16 protein-coding genes are annotated in these 18,027 nt (G+C 65.0%); 8 read left to right on the top strand and 8 right to left on the bottom strand.

All coding sequences use genetic code 11. The features are described from left to right. The first annotated feature begins 54 nt into the window (after positions 1-54). The 6 genes from hemC to NKH95_RS12315 all read left to right on the top strand — a co-directional run bounded on the left by hemC (position 55) and on the right by NKH95_RS12315 (position 6,144). The gene (hemC, locus tag NKH95_RS12340) at positions 55-981 is read left to right on the top strand and encodes a hydroxymethylbilane synthase (protein WP_352678978.1); all 927 of its coding nucleotides are present in this window, start codon (positions 55-57) and stop codon (positions 979-981) included. A 1-nt stretch (position 982) separates the two neighbouring features. Further along, positions 983-1,699: a uroporphyrinogen-III synthase gene (locus tag NKH95_RS12335; RefSeq protein WP_352891657.1), complete on the top strand. Its 717-nt coding sequence runs from the start codon at positions 983-985 to the stop codon at positions 1,697-1,699. 110 nt (positions 1,700-1,809) lie between these two features. Next, positions 1,810-3,285 (top strand): COG4223 family protein, encoded by a 1,476-nt coding sequence (locus NKH95_RS12330; protein WP_352891656.1) that lies wholly within the window; start codon positions 1,810-1,812, stop codon positions 3,283-3,285. 10 nt (positions 3,286-3,295) lie between these two features. Further along, entirely contained in the window at positions 3,296-4,897 is a 1,602-nt protein-coding gene (locus NKH95_RS12325) for a heme biosynthesis protein HemY (RefSeq protein ID WP_352891655.1), read from the top strand. Positions 4,898-4,933: 36 nt separating this feature from the next. After that, on the top strand, positions 4,934-5,413 hold the full coding sequence (locus NKH95_RS12320) for a tellurite resistance TerB family protein (RefSeq protein ID WP_352612978.1): 480 nt from the start codon (positions 4,934-4,936) through the stop codon (positions 5,411-5,413). A 14-nt stretch (positions 5,414-5,427) separates the two neighbouring features. After that, on the top strand, positions 5,428-6,144 hold the full coding sequence (locus tag NKH95_RS12315; RefSeq protein WP_023811224.1) for a glutamine amidotransferase: 717 nt from the start codon (positions 5,428-5,430) through the stop codon (positions 6,142-6,144). Positions 6,145-6,242: 98 nt separating this feature from the next. Here NKH95_RS12315 and NKH95_RS12310 read toward each other — a convergent pair whose 3' ends face one another. From NKH95_RS12310 to NKH95_RS12275, 8 genes are all read right to left on the bottom strand, one after another. After that, positions 6,243-6,551: an NIPSNAP family protein gene (locus NKH95_RS12310; RefSeq protein ID WP_352891654.1), complete on the bottom strand. Its 309-nt coding sequence runs from the start codon at positions 6,549-6,551 to the stop codon at positions 6,243-6,245. A gap of 49 nt (positions 6,552-6,600) precedes the next feature. Beyond that, a complete protein-coding gene (locus NKH95_RS12305) occupies positions 6,601-7,839 on the bottom strand; it encodes an MFS transporter (RefSeq protein ID WP_352891653.1) in 1,239 nt (412 codons plus the stop codon). A gap of 162 nt (positions 7,840-8,001) precedes the next feature. Beyond that, entirely contained in the window at positions 8,002-9,102 is a 1,101-nt protein-coding gene (locus NKH95_RS12300) for an aminotransferase class I/II-fold pyridoxal phosphate-dependent enzyme (protein WP_352891652.1), read from the bottom strand. 180 nt (positions 9,103-9,282) lie between these two features. Continuing rightward, positions 9,283-9,744: a Ros/MucR family transcriptional regulator gene (locus NKH95_RS12295; protein WP_023811220.1), complete on the bottom strand. Its 462-nt coding sequence runs from the start codon at positions 9,742-9,744 to the stop codon at positions 9,283-9,285. A 215-nt stretch (positions 9,745-9,959) separates the two neighbouring features. Further along, a complete protein-coding gene (locus NKH95_RS12290; RefSeq protein WP_352442097.1) occupies positions 9,960-10,679 on the bottom strand; it encodes an ROK family protein in 720 nt (239 codons plus the stop codon). 12 nt (positions 10,680-10,691) lie between these two features. Beyond that, positions 10,692-12,068, bottom strand: a complete 1,377-nt coding sequence (gene zwf, locus NKH95_RS12285) for a glucose-6-phosphate dehydrogenase (protein ID WP_352442098.1) — start codon at positions 12,066-12,068, stop codon at positions 10,692-10,694. 22 nt (positions 12,069-12,090) lie between these two features. After that, on the bottom strand, positions 12,091-13,104 hold the full coding sequence (gene gnd, locus NKH95_RS12280) for a phosphogluconate dehydrogenase (NAD(+)-dependent, decarboxylating) (RefSeq protein WP_352891651.1): 1,014 nt from the start codon (positions 13,102-13,104) through the stop codon (positions 12,091-12,093). Between the two features lie 64 nt (positions 13,105-13,168). Further along, positions 13,169-15,586 carry a glucan 1,4-alpha-glucosidase gene (locus tag NKH95_RS12275; RefSeq protein ID WP_352891650.1) on the bottom strand — a complete coding sequence of 806 codons (2,418 nt, stop codon included), beginning with the start codon at positions 15,584-15,586 and terminating at the stop codon, positions 13,169-13,171. 401 nt (positions 15,587-15,987) lie between these two features. Between NKH95_RS12275 and NKH95_RS12270 the strand changes: the two genes are divergently transcribed. Beyond that, a complete protein-coding gene (locus NKH95_RS12270; protein ID WP_352612966.1) occupies positions 15,988-17,268 on the top strand; it encodes a sensor histidine kinase in 1,281 nt (426 codons plus the stop codon). Beyond that, on the top strand, positions 17,268-17,990 hold the full coding sequence (locus NKH95_RS12265; RefSeq protein WP_352891648.1) for a response regulator: 723 nt from the start codon (positions 17,268-17,270) through the stop codon (positions 17,988-17,990). Before NKH95_RS12270 ends, NKH95_RS12265 begins: the two co-directional genes overlap by 1 nt. The last annotated feature ends 37 nt before the right edge of the window (positions 17,991-18,027 follow it).

Genomic DNA, 18,027 nt, shown 5'->3' with positions numbered 1-18,027 from the left:
AGGAGAACCCCGGAAAAGCCTCGCTTGCCGGGGGGTTATCACGGACTGCGCGCCATGCAAACAATCTTGAGAATCGGAACACGCGGCAGCCCGCTGGCGCTGGCACAGGCGCATGAAGCACAGGCGCGGCTGATGGCCGCGCATGGCATGCCGGCGGAGGCGTTCGAGGTGGTCGTCATCTCGACCAGCGGCGACCGCATCCAGGACCGGCCGCTGTCGGAAGCCGGCGGCAAGGGCCTGTTCACCAAGGAGATCGAGGAGGCGCTGCTGGCGGGCCGGATCGATATCGCCGTGCATTCGTCGAAGGACATGCCGACGCAACTGCCCGACGGTCTCGAACTCTCGGCCTTCCTGCCGCGCGAGGACGCACGCGACGCCTTTGTCGGCAAGGCGGCGAAGACGATCGCCGAACTGCCGCGCGGGGCGAAAGTCGGGTCGTCGTCGCTGCGGCGGCAAGCGCTGATCCGCCGGATGCGGCCGGATCTCGACGTGGTGATGTTCCGCGGCAATGTGCAGACGCGGCTGCGCAAGCTTGAAGAAGGCGTCGCCGCCGGCACGATCCTGGCCTATGCCGGGCTGAAGCGGCTTGGGCTCGAGCATGTCGTCACCGATCTGATACCGCTCGATGTCTTCCCGCCGGCGCCGGGGCAAGGCGCGATCGGCATCGAAACCCGTATCGGCGACCGCGATGTCGAAAAGATGCTGGCAGCCGTCCATGATGTGCCGACCGGCCAGGCGCTGGCCTGCGAGCGTGCCTTCCTGGCGGCGCTGGATGGCTCCTGCCGCACGCCGATCGCCGGCTATGCAGCGATCGAGGCCGAAAAACTGTCTTTTGCCGGGCTGATCATCTCGCCCGACGGGACGCAATCGTACACGGTCGAGCTGCAGGGACCGGCGCAAGACGCCGCCAGCATCGGCGGTGAAGCAGCCCGGAGCGTGCGTGCCAAGGCCGGCGAAAAGTTCTTCGACGGCTGGCTCTGAAATGCTTCGCGTCCTGGTCACCAGGCCGGAACCGGGTGCTTCGCGCACTGCGCGTCGGCTTGAGGAGACGGGCTTTCAGCCGGTTCTTTTGCCCCTGACCGAAACAAAGGCGTTGCCTGTCGCCGCCGGACTGATCCCGGACAATGCCGTCGCGGTGGCCGTCACCAGCGCCAATGCCGTGCGCCATGCGCCGGAAGAAATCATCGCGACGCTCGCCGCCTTGCCTTGCCATGCGGTCGGCAAAAGGACGGCGCAAGCGGCGCGTCGAGCGGGGTTTTTGTCGGTCAGTGAAGGCCCGGGCGATGCGGAGGCGCTGGCCGACAGGCTCGCCGCCGATTTTTCTGGAAAGACGATTGTCTACCTCTGCGGGCGCGTGCGTTTTCCGGCGTTCGAACAGAGGCTCGGGACGGCGGGCGTTCGGGTCCACGCCGTCGAGACCTATGACACGCTGACAGTGGGCTATCCGGACGAAGTCATCCTCGAACGCCTGTCCGGGCAACCTGCCGACGCGGTATTGCTCTATTCAGCCAAGGCGGCGGCGGCGATGCAGACCTTGGCAAGACGGCCCGCTCTGCGCGGTCTCTTCGAAAAAACATGGGTTTTTGCGCTTTCCACTCGCATCGCCGCAGCCTTCGACGATGTCGCCAGTGAAAGGATCCGCATCGCGGCACAGCGTGACGAGGACGCACTGCTGGCGCTTTTGCAGGCGCCGCGCTGAGCCGCGTCATCACACCGCCCCTTTTCACCGCTTGGTGATGTGCTAGACCCTTTCTGAACCATCATGCGCCGCCAGGCGTTGAGACGAAGCGAATTGTGCGGAGCCCAGGCATGGTCAAGACGCCGAAGATGCGACACTCGAAAAGCCGCCGCGAGCCGGTGACCATCGATCTCGAGCCGGGCGCCGTCTCACGCATCGCCGACGAGGACGCCGCCAGGCAGGAGGCTCAGACAGACGAGGCGAAGGCCGAGGAAGCAGCGAACGCTTCGCAGCCCGAGGTTCCCGAAGAGCCGGTTCATGCCGACCAGACCGATCTTGAGCCCTGGGAGCATGCCGACGCCGCAGCAGGGGCAGCGGAGGCGCAAGCGCCGGCTGATGCCGGAGCCAAAGCCACCGAGCCTGAGCTCCCTTATCCCGGCTCGGATGCGCCGCCCAACCGTGCCAAAACCTTCGACTACAGTTTCGAGGACGCGTCGGCAGCGCAGACCGACGGCAGCAAGGCAAAACCCGAGACACGGGACGAGAAAATGGCGCCACCCCCTGAAAAGCGCGGCGGCCTCAACGGCATCGCCGCCGGCATCATCGGCGGTGTCATCGCGCTGGTCGGCGCCGGCGGGCTGCAATTTGCCGGCCTGCTCGGCGCGCCGGGTTCCGGTGCCGGCATCTCGCTCGATAGCGTCAACGGCGACATCGCCTCGTTGAAGACCGAAATCGCCGGTTTGAAGGACGCCGGCGGCAACGGCGATGGAGCGGCCAAGATGGTCGGCCTGTCCTCCGGCCTGGAACAGGTCAAGGCCGATGTGGCGGCGCTGAAATCGGCTGTCGAGAAAGGTGGAGCAGGCGACGCAGCCGGGGTCGCCGCACTCGGCGACAAGGTCGCGCAGATCGAGACGGCGGTCGCCGCCCTCGGCAAGGCCGGCAGCTCGGCGCCGGTCGATCTCGGTCCGCTCAACGAGAAACTGGCAGGCCTCGACGCGCTGGTGAAGTCGGCCGGCGAGGCTACGACGGCGCAGGAGGGCCGGCTGACGGCGCTGGAGCAGTCTGTGTCGCAGCTGTCCGGCAAGGTCGAGGCGGCGGCGGGACAGCCGAAGATCGCGCTTGCCATCGCGGCGTCGGCCTTGAAGGCGGCGCTTGAGCGTGGCGGGCCGTTTTCGGCCGAACTCGAAACCCTCGCTGCGATTTCGCCCGATGCGCCGCAGCTTGCGGTACTGCGCCCCTATGCTGAAAAGGGCGTTCCGACCCGCGCCGAGATCGCATCGCAGGCTGATGCCGCCGCCAATGCCATGGTCACTGCCGCGACGCCCGTCGATGAGAATGCCGGCTTCCTGCAGAATCTGATGTCGAGCGCCGAATCGCTGGTCAAGGTCAGGCCGATCGGTGCCGTCGAAGGCGCCGGCGCACCGGAAACCGTCGCGCGCATGGAGGCGGCGGTCAACCAGGGCGACTACGCCAAGGCACTCAGCGAGTATGAAACGCTGCCCGAGGCCGCCAAGGCCGCTGGCGCGGACTTTGCCGGCAAGCTGAAAGCACGCATCGAGGTCGAAACCCAGGTCGATGCGCTGATCTCGGGCGCGATGAAGGCATGAGGGCAACACAATGATCCGCCTGCTCGCCTTCCTCATCGTCGTTTTCGCGCTCGGGCTGGGCTTTGCCTGGCTGGCCGACCGGCCGGGCGACATGGTCGTCACTTTCAACGGCTATCAATACCAGGTCAGCCTAATGGTGGCGGCGGTGGCCGTCGTTGCCGTGGTCGCCGCGGTGATGATCCTGTGGTGGCTGCTCAAGTCGCTGTGGAACAGCCCCTACACCATCTCGCGCTATTTCCGTGTCCGCCGCCGCGACCGTGGCTATCAGGCGCTGTCGACCGGCATGATTGCCGCCGGCGCCGGCGATGGCGCGCTGGCCCGCAAGAAGACCAAGGAAGCCGCCAAGCTGATCCGTTCCGACCAGGAGCCGCTAATCCACCTGCTGGAAGCACAGGCGTCGCTGCTCGAAGGCGATCATGAAGGCGCGCGACAGAAGTTCGAGAGCATGCTCGACGATCCCGAGATGCGGCTGCTGGGCTTGCGCGGGCTTTATCTGGAAGCCGAACGGCTCGGCGACCGCAACGCTGCCAGGCATTATGCCGGCCGCGCCGCGGTGATGGCGCCGCAGCTGGCCTGGGCAGCGGAATCGACGCTGGAAGAGCTGACCGCGCGCAGCGACTGGGACGGCGCCCTGAAACTGGTCGACGCGCAGAAATCGACACGGCAGATCGAACGCGATGCCGCCAACCGTCGCCGCGCCGTGCTGCTGACCGCCAAGGCGCAGGCGCTTGCCGATATCGATCCCGCCGCCGCCAGGACGGCGGCAATCGAGGCCAACAAGCTCAGGCCCGACTTCGCGCCCGCCGCCGTTGCCGCCGCGGCCGCATTGTTCAAGCAGAACGACGTGCGCAAGGGCTCGAAGATCCTTGAGGCGGCGTGGAAGGCGGAGCCGCATCCGGAGGTTGCCGAGCTCTATACCCATGCCAGGCCGGGCGACGCCGTGCTCGACCGCCTCAACCGGGCGAAGAAGCTGCAGGAAATGAAGAAGAACCACGCCGAGTCCTCGATGACGGTGGCGCGCGCCGCGCTCGACGCGCAGGATTATTCGACCGCCCGCCGCGAGGCCGAGGCGGCGATCCGGATGGACCGCCGCGAGGGCGCCTATCTGCTGCTCGCAGACATCGAGGAGGCCGAGACCGGCGATCAGGGCAAGGTGCGGCAGCTGCTGTCCAGGGCGGTGCGGGCGCCGCGCGATCCGGCCTGGGTCGCAGACGGCGTGGTGTCGGAACGCTGGGCGCCGGTGTCGCCGATCACCGGCCGGCTCGACGCCTTCGAGTGGCGTGCGCCGATGGAGCGTCTTGGCCAGTTGATCGACAGCCATGATGACGTGCCCACCAGCGCGGCGCCGGTCATCGAAGCATTGGCAAAGCCGACGAGCGAAAAAAGGCCGGTCGAGGTGATCGATGATGCCGGTCCTGACACGTTTGCGGGCAAGGATGCCGAGCGCCACGAGGATCATGTCAGGCCGATCACGGCAGCGGCCTTCGCCGCGGTGCCGAGTGATGCGGAGGGCGTCGAGCCGGCCGAGGAGCTTGCGCGGCTGCCGGACGATCCCGGCGTCGATCCGGACGAGGAAGCGGAGAAATCGCCGCGCCGGTTTCGGTTGTTTTGAGTTGGGCAGGCCGTCAGGCCGTTGGGGTATGGATCTATGTTTGAACGCGTTCTGTCGTTTCTCAGGGATTTGCCGGCCGGTGCCGGCACGCATGCCAGCACGGACGATCCGCGCATCGCTGCCTCGGCGCTGCTCTACCATGTGATGAACGCCGATGGCGTGCGCCAGGATGTCGAGTGGGAGCGGTTCAAAGCGGTGCTGGCGGAGAGCTATTCGATCAGCGGCACGGAACTCGAAGCGCTTGCCGCCGCCGGCGAGCGGGCCGACAACGAGGCGATCGATCTCTATGCCTTCACCAGTGTCCTGAAGCGCCATCTCGATGCCGATGCGCGCAAGGCCTTCATCGGCCTGATGTGGGAAATCGTCTATGCCGATGGCGAGTTGCACGAGCTCGAGGACAACACCGTCTGGCGCGTCGCCGAGCTGATCGGCGTCGAACGCCATGATCGTGTCGAGGCGCGCCGCAAGGCGGCGGCGCACGCGCCCGGCGCCACCGGAACATCGAGCGACGAATAGGATCTTCGCTTCCCATGCCGCGCCAAACGAGTTCGAAGCCAAAGATCCTGATCGTGCTGCATCAGGAGAGTTCGAGCCCGGGACGTGTCGGACACATGTTGCTGGAAGAAGGGTTCGATCTCGATATCCGCCGGCCGCCGCTTGGCGACGCCTTGCCCGAAACACTGGACGACCACGCCGGCACGGTGGTGTTCGGCGGCCCGATGAGCGCCAATGACGAGGACGAGTTCGTTCGCCGCGAGACCAACTGGCTGGAAATACCGCTGAGGGAGAACCGGCCATGTCTCGGCATCTGTCTCGGCGCGCAGATGCTGGTCAACTGTCTCGGCGGTAAGGTCGAGGGTCACGGTGAAGGGCTGGTCGAGGTCGGCTGGTATCCCCTGAAGGCGACCGAAGCCGGCAAGCAACTGATGCACTGGCCGGAGATGGTCTACCAGTTCCACCGCGAGGGTTTTTCGCTGCCCAGGGACGCGACGCTGCTGGCGACCGCCGAAACCTATCCCAACCAGGCCTTCCGCTACGGCGACAATGCCTGGGGCATCCAGTTCCATGGCGAACTGACCAGGGTGATGATGCAGCGCTGGGTGGTGCGCGGCGCGCATCGCTTCGAATTGCCCGGCGCCCAGCCCGGCCGCGACCATCTCGGCGGCCGGCTGATCTGGGACATGCATCTCAAGCGCTGGCTGGACGAGTTCCTGCGGATGATTTTCGGCAAGCCGAGCGATAGCTAATGCATGTCGCCCAAAAGTGACCTCTGTGTTGGGAAGACGACATGCATAAAACAAAGATCTAAAGCGCGGCGCGTGAATCTGTTTCGACGCGACGCCTTTTAAGGTTCGAGCACCGGCCGCAGGAAGCTGCGCTCGTAGCTGAGAATGCTGCGATTGCGTTTTTCCATTTCAAACACTTCCTGGCATTCCGGGTCGGCAGCCATACGCTTGCGATAGTCCTCGTAGGCGGCGAGGCTCGGGAAGCTGAACATGGCAAAAGCGACATTGTTAGCCCCCTCGCTCGGAAGGAAATAGCCGTGATGGTTTCCGCCGAGGCGGTTGACCAGGCCTATCCAGCGACGGCCATAGTCTTCGAACTCGGCAAGCTTGTAGGGGTCGATGACATATTTCAGGTGGCAAGTGATCATGGGAGCTCCTGTGTATAGGCGAGGCATGTCGGCTGTCAGCCGTAAGAGATCAGTTGCGTCCGTTGAGGTGGCGCACCTTGCGCAGTTGCGGGAACAGCACCATCCACAGGCCCGCGACGGCGATGGCGCCGATGCCGCCGATCACCACGGCCGGCACCGTGCCGATCAGTGCGGCCATCGTGCCGGCGCGGAATTCGCCGACCTCGTTGGAGGCTCCGACAAAGACCTGGTTGACGGCGTTGACGCGGCCGCGCACCTCGTCGGGCGTCCACAGCTGGATCAGGGTCTCCCTGATGTAGACGCTGAACATGTCGGTGGCGCCAAGGCCAGCGAGGGCGACGATCGATAGCCAGGTGATGGTCGACAGACCGAACAGCACCGTGAAGGCGCCAAACGCGGCGACGAAGCCGAGCATGATCTTGCCGGCATTGTCCCGCAGCGGATGCCCGGCCAGCCAGATGGCGACGCAAATGGCGCCGATGCTGGGCGCCGATCGCAGCAGGCCGAGACCCCAGGGGCCGAGCTGGAGGATGTCGCGCGCATAGACCGGCAGCAGCGCCGAGGCGCCGGACAGGAGCACGGCGAACAGATCGAGCGAGATGGCGCCCAGCACGATCTTCTCGCTCCAGATGTAGCTGAACCCGCCGAGCAGGTGCTGCATCGTCGGCTTGTCCGACTCGGTGCGCTGCGACGGCTTCGGGATGGTGAAGATCAGCAGCCCGGACACGAGCATCAGGACGGCCGCGGTTCCGTAGGCCGCTTCCGGCGACACGCCGTAGAGCAGGCCGCCGGCCACCGGGCCGACGATGGTCGCCGTCTGCCAGGCCGATGAATTCCAGGCGATGGCGTTGGCGAAATCCTGAGGCGGCACCAGATTGGCGAACAGCGAGGCGGAGGCCGGACCGAAAAAGGCGCGGGCGACGCCGAACATGGCAAGCACGCAGAAGATCGGCAGCGGCCCGCTGATGCCGCGCAGCGTCAGGAACAGCAGCGCCAGCGCGCACATCGCCTCCACCACGACCGCCAGCGCCATGATCAGGCGGCGGCCGAAGCGATCAGCGACGACGCCGGTGACCAGCACCAGGAGCAGCGACGGCAGGAACTGGACGATGCCGACAATGCCGAGATCGAAGGGATCGCGCGTCAAATCATAGATCTGCCAGCCGACCGCGACAGACACGATCATGGTGGCGAATGTGGTGAGGAAACGCGCCGCCCAATAGCTCAGGAAGGAGCGATGGCGGAACGCGGCATAGCGCTGATCCGGCGATATCTGTTCTGCTGTCATGATTTAAGAGGCCCCGTTGCAGTGACGTCAGCTGGCGGGGCACTTCCACGATGGGCGCTGGTCCGGCTGGCGGAACTTTTAGCTCAGTTCGCTGCGGATATGCGTCAAAATCAGCGCTGGATCAAGAAATTTTCAGCCTGCTCCGCCGACCACACTATGGAGTTACTGCCGCAGCGCGACGGAGATCGCGTCGAGGCCGCCGCGCAATTCGGCTTCCGTCGGCCAGCCAAAGCCGACGCGGAAGAAGCGCTTCTCCATCTCGAACCAGTGGCCGGGCCCGACATAGGTGCCATGGTTTTCCAGCAGGTTCACATAGAACCGGTCGAGGTCGAAGCCAGGTTCGACATTGAGGCGCGGGAAGCCTACGACGCCACCTTCGGGCCGCACCCAGTCGACCAGCGGTTCGCGATCGATCCAAGCCTGGACGATGTCGCGGCGCCTGGCCATTTCGGGCAGCAGCGTCGACAGGAAAGCGCCCCGGCGTTCGAGCATGCCGCGCGCAATGCCTTCGTCGATAACGCTGCCGCAGATGCCGATCTGCTCCTTGGCGGCGAGGAATTTTTCCTGAAGCTCAGCGTCCCTGGTGATCAGCCAACCGATGCGGATACCGGGAATGCCGAAGGCCTTGGACAATGACGAGACGCTGATCGCCTTCGGGCTCAGCGAGGCAGCAATCGGCAGCCGCCGGCCGTAGGAAAGGTCGCGATAGGTCTCGTCGACCAGCAGACGGCAGTTGCTGCTTTCGGCAAGCGCCACCAGGGCATCGAGTTCAGCTCGGCTCATCATCGTGCCGGTCGGGTTGTGCGGGCAGGTGACGCTGATCAGCTTCGTGTCCGGCCGCATCGCCGCCTTGACGCGCTCGACATCAATGGCGAAGCCTTCCTCGAAGGCCAGGTCGACAAAGCTGATGGCGCAGCCGATCGCCCTTGGGGTTTCGATGTTGGTGGCGTAGTTGGGCCTGATGACGACGAGATGGTCATTGGCCGACAAAAGCGAGGTCGAGATGATGAACAGCGCACCCGCGGCACCGGCGGTGACCAAGACATCATCCGGCGAAATGCCGGCATCCTGCGCCGATATTAGTGCACGCAACTGCTTGTCGCCGCGATGCTCGCCATAGAAAAGCGTGAGATCAGGCAGCGAAAGGCCGATGTCGGAGAGCTTCTGGTCGGCGATCGAACTTTCCGAAAGATTGTAGCGGATACGGTCGTAGCCGTATTCTTCCGGCGCTTCTTTCTCGATCACCATCCTGGTGTAGTTCATGGCTCGCTCCCCAAGGCCCCGTCCGTCCATCCAAGCCATAAAAACATCAAGCCTGCCAAGGCGGATTCGCCGGCAGGCTTCTGTTCCAGTCGTCCTAACTGTTGGCTCAGGACTGAACTAGATCTCTGCTTTAGGCAGGTCGTCGTCCCAAAACCGCTGCGCACTTTTGGGCGACATGCCTCAGGCCGAGGCCTTGGCCTTCCTGCCCTTGGCGGGTGCCTTCACGGGGGCCGCCTTGCGGCCGAGGCCGATCGATTTCGCCAGCAGCGAACGCGAGGCCGCATAGTTGGGAGCGACCATCGGATAGTCCGACGGCAAGCCCCATTTGGCGCGATAGGCGTCCGGCGTCAGGCCGAAATGCACGCCCAGGTGACGCTTCAGCGATTTGAACTTCTTGCCGTCTTCGAGGCAGATGATAAAATCGGGCGTCACCGACTTCTTGGGGTTGACCGCCGGGACCAAGGGGGCAGCCACCGGGACCGCAGGCTTGCCGAGCCCGTTTATCGAGGCGCTGACGCTGGCGATGAGGTCGGCCAGGCCGGAGGCGGGCAAGCGGTTCTTCTCGACGTAAGCGGACACGATGTGAGCGGTCAGCTCGAGCAGATCGATGTCTTTACGGGCACTGTTGCTATCGTCGGTCACTCTATTTCTCCGTCTACAGCGAATGACCTGAAAATCGGATTCGACTTCCGGAAAGGATCATGCGCGAAATCAAAATGCTATGGCGTCCTTCGTGCGTCCACGGGACGAATGGCGTTGGTGTAGCGCGGAATTCCTAGTCGGCAAATCTGCGTATTGCAACGACTTGATGGCATATCACACGTTATTTTGAACAACTATATTAAACAATAACAGTATCAGACTATCAGCGCCTTGTCGCGCCACAAACGAAACCCGCCTTCGAAGGCGCGTGTGTTGTCGCCGCGCCTGGAGTCGGCGGGCAATTCATCGAGCTTGTCGACGTTGCCGCCGCCAATCACGACATAGTCCGGCTGCATGGCGGCACGGAGCCGGTCGACGACGTCGAAGACGTGTTTGCGCCATTTCTTCTTGCCGCGCTTTTCCAGGCCGCGCTCGCCGACATAATCCTCGAAACTCCTGCCCTTCTTGTAGGGCAAATGCGCGAGTTCCATCGGTTGGGCGACGTTGTCGGCAATCATCGCCGCACCGAGACCGGTGCCGAGCCCGAGGAACAGCATACGCCCGCCCTCGTAGCTGCCGATGGCCTGCATCAGCGCGTCATTGACCACTTTCACCGGTTTGCCGAACGCACCCGCAAAGTCGAATCCAGCCCAGCCCTTGCCGAGATTGGCGGGGTCGGCGAGCGGCCTGTCGTGGTTGACCGGACCGGGATAGCCCATCGAGACGACGTCGTAGGACAGGTCTTCGGCGAGCTTGTTGACCGTATCGATCATCTGCCGCGGCGTCAGGCCCGGCCCCGAATCGGCGCGGCGCTCCTCGCCGCCGGCGCTGGTGAGGATCTTGACGTGCGAGCCGCCGATGTCGATCGTGAGCACGATTTTTTTAGTGTCCGGCTTCTCGGTGCCCGATGCTGGTTGCTTCACTGCCTTGGCCATCGTGTGATCCTCTCACTTCACCGGATCGATCCAGCCATTGGGCGGTCCGAACCCGGCCATGACGTCCGCGGGTCCCCATGTGAGCGGCTCGTAGAGGTGCGGCGGCGTGGTGTCGCCAAGCACCGGGCCGACGATGCGCCAGGCCAGTTCGCTGGCGTCCTGGCGGGTGAACAGCTGGCCGTTGCCGTTCATGGCATCACCGATCAGCCGCTCGTAGGGCGGCATGTCGCTTTTGCTGTCGTCGAGCGCCGTCAGTTCGACCTGCTCGCCGATCATGTCGTCGCCCGGTGCCTTGCGCTGTGCTCCGATGGCGATCACCACCTGCGGGTCGATGCGGAAGCGGACGTAGTTCTGGTCGGCGGGCTTGATCGGATCGAAGACATCGAGCGGCGGCCGCTTCAGCCGCACCACCACTTCGGTGACGTGCACCGGCATGTTCTTGCCGGCGCGGATGAAAAACGGCACGTCCTGCCAGCGCCAGGTGTCGACGAAGAAACGCACCGCCGCGAAGGTCTCGACCGGCGAGTTCGGCGCCACGCCGGGTTCGGCGAGATAGCCGGTGAACTGGCCACGCACGACATCGTCTTTTGTCAGCGTCCTGATCGCGCGCAGCACTTGCACCTTCTCGTCGATCAGGTCGTCGGCGGAACGGCCGACAGGCGGCTCCATGGCAAGCAGCAACAGGATGTTGAGCAGGTGGTTCTCGATGACGTCCCTGATGCAGCCGACATCGTCATAGAAGCGGCCACGGCCCTCGACGCCGAAATCCTCGGCCATGGTGATCTGCACGCTTTCGACGTAGTTGCGGTTCCAGATCGGCTCGAGCAGCGAATTGGCGAAGCGGAAATAGAGCAGGTTCTGGATCGCTTCCTTGCCCAGATAATGGTCGATACGGAAGATCGACTGTTCGTCGAACACCAGATGCAGGACGCGGTTCAGCCAGCGCGCCGATTGCAGGTCGTGGCCGAAGGGCTTTTCCACCATCAGCCGCGCGCCATGCGCGGTGCCTGATTGCTCCAGTCCCTGGACGACGGTCTCGAACATGGTCGGCGGCACCGCCATGTAGTGCAGCGGCCGCTGCGCGGTGCCGAGGGCGTTTTTCAGTTTCTCGAACGTCGCTCCATCGCGGTAGTCGCCGCTGACGTAGCGCAGCAGCGAGGCGAATTTGGCGAACACCTTTTCGTCGATCTTGCCGAGCGCATTGACGATGCCGTCGCGGGCGCGCGCCTGCAATTGCTTGAGGTCCCAGGCATCGAAGGCGACGCCGATCACCGGTTCGGTGAGCGTGCCCTTGGCGACCATCTGGTAAAGGGCTGGAAATATCTTCTTGTGGGCAAGGTCGCCGGTTGCCCCGAAGAGCACCAGCGTGTCGGATCGTTCCTGGCTCATGCGCGTGTCTCCCCCAGTGTCGTCACTTGCCGGCCTTCGGCTTCTCGACATGGCCGCCAAAGGCATAGCGCATGGCGGAGAGCAGCTTGTCGGCGAATTCGGATTCGCCCTGCGAGGAGAAGCGGTCGAACAGCGCCGAGGACAGCACCGGAGCCGGCACGCCGGTGTCGATAGCCGCCTTCAGCGTCCAGCGGCCTTCGCCGGAATCCGAGACGCGGCCGCCGAAATTCACCAGGCCCGGATCGCTTTTCAATGCGCCGGCCGTCAGGTCGAGCAGCCAGGAGCCGATAACGCTGCCATGCCGCCAGACCTCGGCCACCTGGGGAAGGTCGATGTCGAACTGGTAGTATTGCGGGTTTTCCAGCGGACTGGTCTCGGCGTCCGCCGTCCGTTGCCGCTTGCCGGCATTGGACGACTTCAGGATGTTCATGCCTTCGGCATAGGCGGCCATGACGCCATATTCGATGCCGTTGTGGACCATCTTGACGAAGTGGCCGGCGCCGCTCGGTCCGCAATGCAGATAGCCAAAGGGCGCGGTCCCGGCATCCCCAGGCGGATTGGAGCCGGCATCGGCGCCCGGCGCCAGCGTGGCGAAGATCGAATCGAGGTGCTGCACCGCCACGTCTGGGCCGCCGATCATCAGGCAGTAGCCACGGTCCAGGCCCCAGACGCCGCCGCTGGTGCCGACATCGACAAGATGGATACCCTTGCCGGTCAGTTTCGCGGCCTGGTCGACGGCGTCGTGGTAATAGGAATTGCCGCCGTCGATGACGATGTCGCCGGGCTCCATCAGGGCCGCCACCTGGTCGATGATCCTGCCGGTGATCGCCGCCGGCAGCATCAGCCACACGCAGCGCGGCTTGGCCAGCTTGCCGACGAATTCTTCCATCGAGGCCGCCCCTGACGCGCCATCCGTCACCAGGGCCGCGACGCTGGCCGGGTTGATGTCGTAGACGACGCATTCGTGGCCATCGCGCATCAGGCGCCGGACCATGTTGGCGCCCATCCGGCCCAGTCCCATCATTCCGATCTGCATGGTTTCGTCCCTGTTTTCTAGGAGATTTATGGGGTCTATCGAGGGAAGGTCTACTGGCTATGATCTACTGGCCATCTTGGTCGCCCGATATGACGGAGAAGTCGACATTCTCCCAATCGCCGGTCCCGGGCCAGAAAAAAGTGAAGGTCAGCGTGCTTCCCTCGTGGAGGTTTGCCGCGGGCAGATCGGCAAGATGGATGCCGAAGGCGTTCTCTACCGTCCGGCTGTCATGGGCGGTCGCCCAGTTGTCGGTGCTCCAGTGGACTGTAGCCGGGTCCAACACTTCGACACGCAGTGTCTTGCCCTCCGGCATGGTGCGGATCTTGTTGTTGAACCGCCAGGTTCTGAACGGCGATACGGTCTTGTCCTCGATATAGCGCTGGACGCCTTGCGGCGGCATGTCGAAGACCGCGCCGTCGCGCAGGGAGCGCAGCAGCTTGATATGCTCCGAATGCGCCCAGACCAGCGGCATGGCGCTGCCTGAGGGGCGGCCATGCAGCAGTTCGCGTTCCGGCAGATCGGCGCCGTCCCAGACCTGCTCCGGCAACAGGCCCCCCGATCCGGCCGAGCCTTCCAGCGCTGCCAGCAGGCTGGCTGCCTTTTCCCTGCGCCCCGCTGCCAGCTCATAGTGGGCGCGTTCGCCGGCCAGCAGCGGCCAGGGGCGACCCTGGCCGGTGCCATCGAAGGCTGCGCCGTCTTCGTGCTCGCCATAGCCGTCGCCGTTGTAGCGGTACCAGAGCGGCCCTTGCGGCAGATCGCAGCGCAATTGCGCGTCGATGACCTTGACCGTGTCTGTCATGCGCGGGTCGCCGGCTGCCCGCAGGCCGAAGCGCACCAGCGCCAGCGCGTCCGGGCTGACGATCTCCTTGGCGGGCCGATCCGTGTCGCCGGGCGGCCGGTTCTTGATTGGGACATAGCCGTCCTTCGGCGAACCGGCCTCGGCGCTGTCGGGTGATGCTATGCGGACATAGTAGCCTTCGACGCCGACTTGATTGCAGGTCGCCGTGCCGGTGACGTAGGTCCAGCGCTCGACCTGGTCGTTCCAGACGTCTGATGTCTCGCGCAGGTAGGTCGCGGCGTCTGTCTTGCCGCAGGCGTCGAGCAGGTCTGCCGCGGCAAGCAGTGCGGCGATTTCGACGGCGAGCGTGAACGGGCTGTAGCCGGCATCCTCTTCCCAGCGGTCCTCGCCGGTGACGGGTCCGTTGCGCACGACATAGCCGGCGGCGCGCTCGATCATCGGCAGGAAGGTCATGAGCCTGGCGCGCGGCAAATGGCCGGCGCGGCGCAAAGCATCGGCCAGCAGCAGCGGAAAGGCGCATTCGTCCATCTGGATGCCGGGCCAATAGGCCGATCCGTCGAGCCAGGCGTTCTGCGGCCAATGGCCGTCCGGCTGCTGGATGGAGCTGAGGTAATCGAGGATTTGCAGAGCCGAGGCAGCATCGCCGGCAGCAAGAAAGCCGCCCGCCGTCTCGACCAGATCGCGCGGCCAGACCAGATGGTAGCCGCCGAGGTCGTCGTCACCCTTGTTGAAGCCCCACGGGATCGACAGGCTGGCGACCGCGGCGCCCGGTGTGGCGATCGACCGGTGCGTCGCCAGTACCGCCGTCGAGATGCGATAGAAGTTGATCCCGGGCACCGCGTGCCGGTCCAGCGGCAGCAAGCCCTTTTGCCAATTGCGCCAGTTCTGGAGGTAGGATTTCGCCGCGGGTTCAAAACCCTGCTTCAGGCTGGCGAAAGCATGTTCCGCGGCCTCGTCTGATGTCGCGCCAAACCCAAGCGCCAGCAAGGCCTTGGTCTCTGTGGCGGAAAAGCCGATCTCGCCCGTCAGCGCGACATTGCCGTCCTCGGCCCGCTGGCAAGCCGGATCGAGTTCTCCGGTGTTGTGGAGTTGCTGCCAGCCGTCGGAAAAGCCGACATAGCCGGCCGAACCGGTTTTCCAGGGCAGCGACGAAGCCAGCGCCAGGCAAGAGCCGCGCCCCGAGGCGAACAGCACGGGCTTTCCCTTGTGCTCGCCGACCCATGCGGTGTTGCCCATGCCGGCATTGACCAGATGCGGCGCCAGAAGCGCGTAGACGCGGTAGTCACCGGGCACTCCTTTCAGCGCCGTGTAGGTGATTTCCTGCAGCAGCGCCGGGCGCTCCGGGTCGGCGAGGATGCGCTTTTCGATCCGCCAGGCGCCGTCGCTCGCCGTATTGACCAGCGGGTAGGCGGGCACGCCGTCCTCGAACGGTTCGATCGTATGCACGGCATCGCGTTTCTCTTCCGAAAAATAGCCGCCGGGGCCGGTGACGATCAAGCCGAGGTCGCGGGTGCAGGCGCTGTCGACGCGCGGATAGTAGACTTCGTTGAGGATGCCGTGGCTGATCGTGAACCAGATCCGGCCGGCCGGCGAAAGCGACGTTCCGACGCCACTCTTGGCGCTTGATGTCCAGCGCGCCGGGATTCCCGGGGCGCCCGGAGCAACGTTTTGCGTCACTGGCATTCTGTTTCGGTCTCCTGGCCTCCTCCCTAGACCAGGACGCGAACCCTTTACAATCATTGCACCGCAAGTTGATCGGGCGGGCCAACGGCAGGGCAACGAACTCGGGCTGACGGGTTTCTTCGGAGCCTTCGCCCGCGCGTAGCTGACGAAGCATCAAACGAAAAACCCGCCTGTGCGGCGGGTCACTGGCGCAAATCAGCACCATGGACAAAAATGTACCATAGCTGAGGGCACGCAGTCAAGAAAAAATTCCTATACCGCCACAAGGCTGCCGACACCGCCGAGCTGTCGTCAGCTCTTTTGTCAAGCTGAGTGCGGGGCCCTATGGCCAACGGCGCCGTCGTTGACAGCGGCGGCGGCATGCGTCCACTATTTCGCGGCACGGGAGGATCGTGAAAACAATGGCGGAAGTGTCCCTGGTCCTGATCGACCGGCTGCTGGCGATATCGCGGGCGCTTGCCGGCCATATCGATCCCGGCACGGCGTTCCGCGCGACCGCCATCGAGATCGGCTCGCTCATTCCGCACGACCACATGGATCTGGCGGTGCTGTCGCATGACGGGCGCCGGCACGCCTGTTACGAAGCCGGCTTCCACACCAGCTGGAGCGAGCTTGCCCAGCATCCGCTGCCGACCGAAGTCAGCCCGATCCGCTCGGTGCTGTGGGGCGAAGTCCCCTATCTGCTCGCCGACGACGCGTTGAGCGACGAGCGGTTCCATTTCGCCACCGCTATCGACGGCCCGATCTTCGCCGCCAGGCTGCGCAGCCGCATCGTCGTGCCGCTCAGGGCGCGGGGCGGCATCATCGGCGCGCTCAACATCAGCCGGCACGAGGTCGACTGCTACACGCTTGCCGATGTCGCGGTCGCCCAGCAATGCGCCGACCTGATCGCGCCCTACATCTTCGCGCTGATCCAGACTGAGGAGGCGCGCCGCGCCATGCTGGCCGAGAGCGAGGCGCGCAACCGCGTCGAGCTGCTGCGCGTCGGCGCCTCGCAATTGACCGAAGGCATGGAGCGCGAACGCCGGCGCATGGCCATGGACCTGCATGACCAGACGCTTGCCGATCTCGCCCGCATCGCGCGCCAGCTTTCGGCGCTTCGCGGCCAGGGCGTGGCGCGGGCGGCACAGCTTGCCGATCTCGAAAAGGAGGTCGCCGGCTGCCTGACGGAACTGCGCCACATCGTCGACGACATGCGGCCGAGTGTGCTCGAACTGTTCGGCCTGCGCGACGCGGTCGAGGCGCATCTCAACCGCAGCGTCGCCAGGGCCAAGCCGCCGATCGCCGTGCGCATCGCCGACACCAGCGACGGTGGCGCCGACAGCCTGTCCGAGCCAGTGCGGACCGCGCTCTACCGGATCGTGCAGGAAGCGATCAACAATGCCGTGCGCCATGCCGCGCCGCACCGCATCGACGTGCTGCTGGCGTCGACCGCGAGCGTGCTGCGGGTGATCGTGACGGATGACGGCCAGGGCTGCGGCGCTGTTGATCCGGCCGCGTATGGCGGCATCGGCCATATGCACACGCGGGCAGCCCTTATCGGGGCGCGGCTGCGTATCGGCCAGGCCGGCCGCAAGAACGGCGGCACCCGTGTCGTCGTCGAGATCGACCGCCAGCCGTCGCGAGACCTGGCGGCGGCTGCAGCGGTTCCTGGCGAGCTCGCCGTATCGGAGGCCATGTGATGCTTGTGATGATAGCCGAGAATGACGGGCTGCACCGTAGCTTCGCGCGGCGAACGGTGGAGCAGTTGTGGCCCGGCGACGTCGAGGTCATCGAAGCGAGTGACGGCGAGGACGCCATCAACCTGGCGGCCGAACGCGAGCCACTGCATGTCGTGCTCGATTTGCAGATGCCGAAGGCGACGGGAATCGAAGTTGCCAAGGCGATCTGGAACCGCCGCGCCGGCACGCACATCCTGTTCTGGTCGAATTTCGCCGACGAAGCCTATGTGCGCGGCGTGGCGCGCATCGTGCCGCCCGGCTCGGTCTACGGCTATGTGCTCAAATCGGCGACGGAGGAGGGCATGCGGTCCGCCCTGCGCGGGGTTTTCCGCGAAGGCCACTGCATCATCGACCGCGAGATCCGCGGCATCCAACACCGCGTGCAGGACAAGTTCGAGGGCATCACCGACGGTGAATATGAGAGCGTTATCGACATCGCGCTCGGCCTGACCGACCGGGCGATCGCGGCGCGGCGCGGCCTGTCGATCCGTGGTGCGCAGAGCCGCATCAAGCACTGCTACGACAAGCTCGGCATCGTGCCGGCGGAGGACGGCGCCGGCGATGCTTCCGTGTTCAACTCGCGGACGCGGGCGATCTATCTCGCCATGGCGCGTGGCCTGATCAACATCGACGCACTGCGCCGCGAACAGGACCGGCTCGATGCCTGGCTGGCGGAGCACTGAAACAGCGGCGGCCACGCCCCGGAACTTCCGAAGGTCC

This window comes from Mesorhizobium sp. M0848 (assembly GCF_040319805.1).
Taxonomy (GTDB): Bacteria; Pseudomonadota; Alphaproteobacteria; order Rhizobiales; family Rhizobiaceae; genus Mesorhizobium.
Note: the sequence above shows the minus strand (reverse complement) of the source record. Positions and strands in the feature narration are given on the sequence as shown.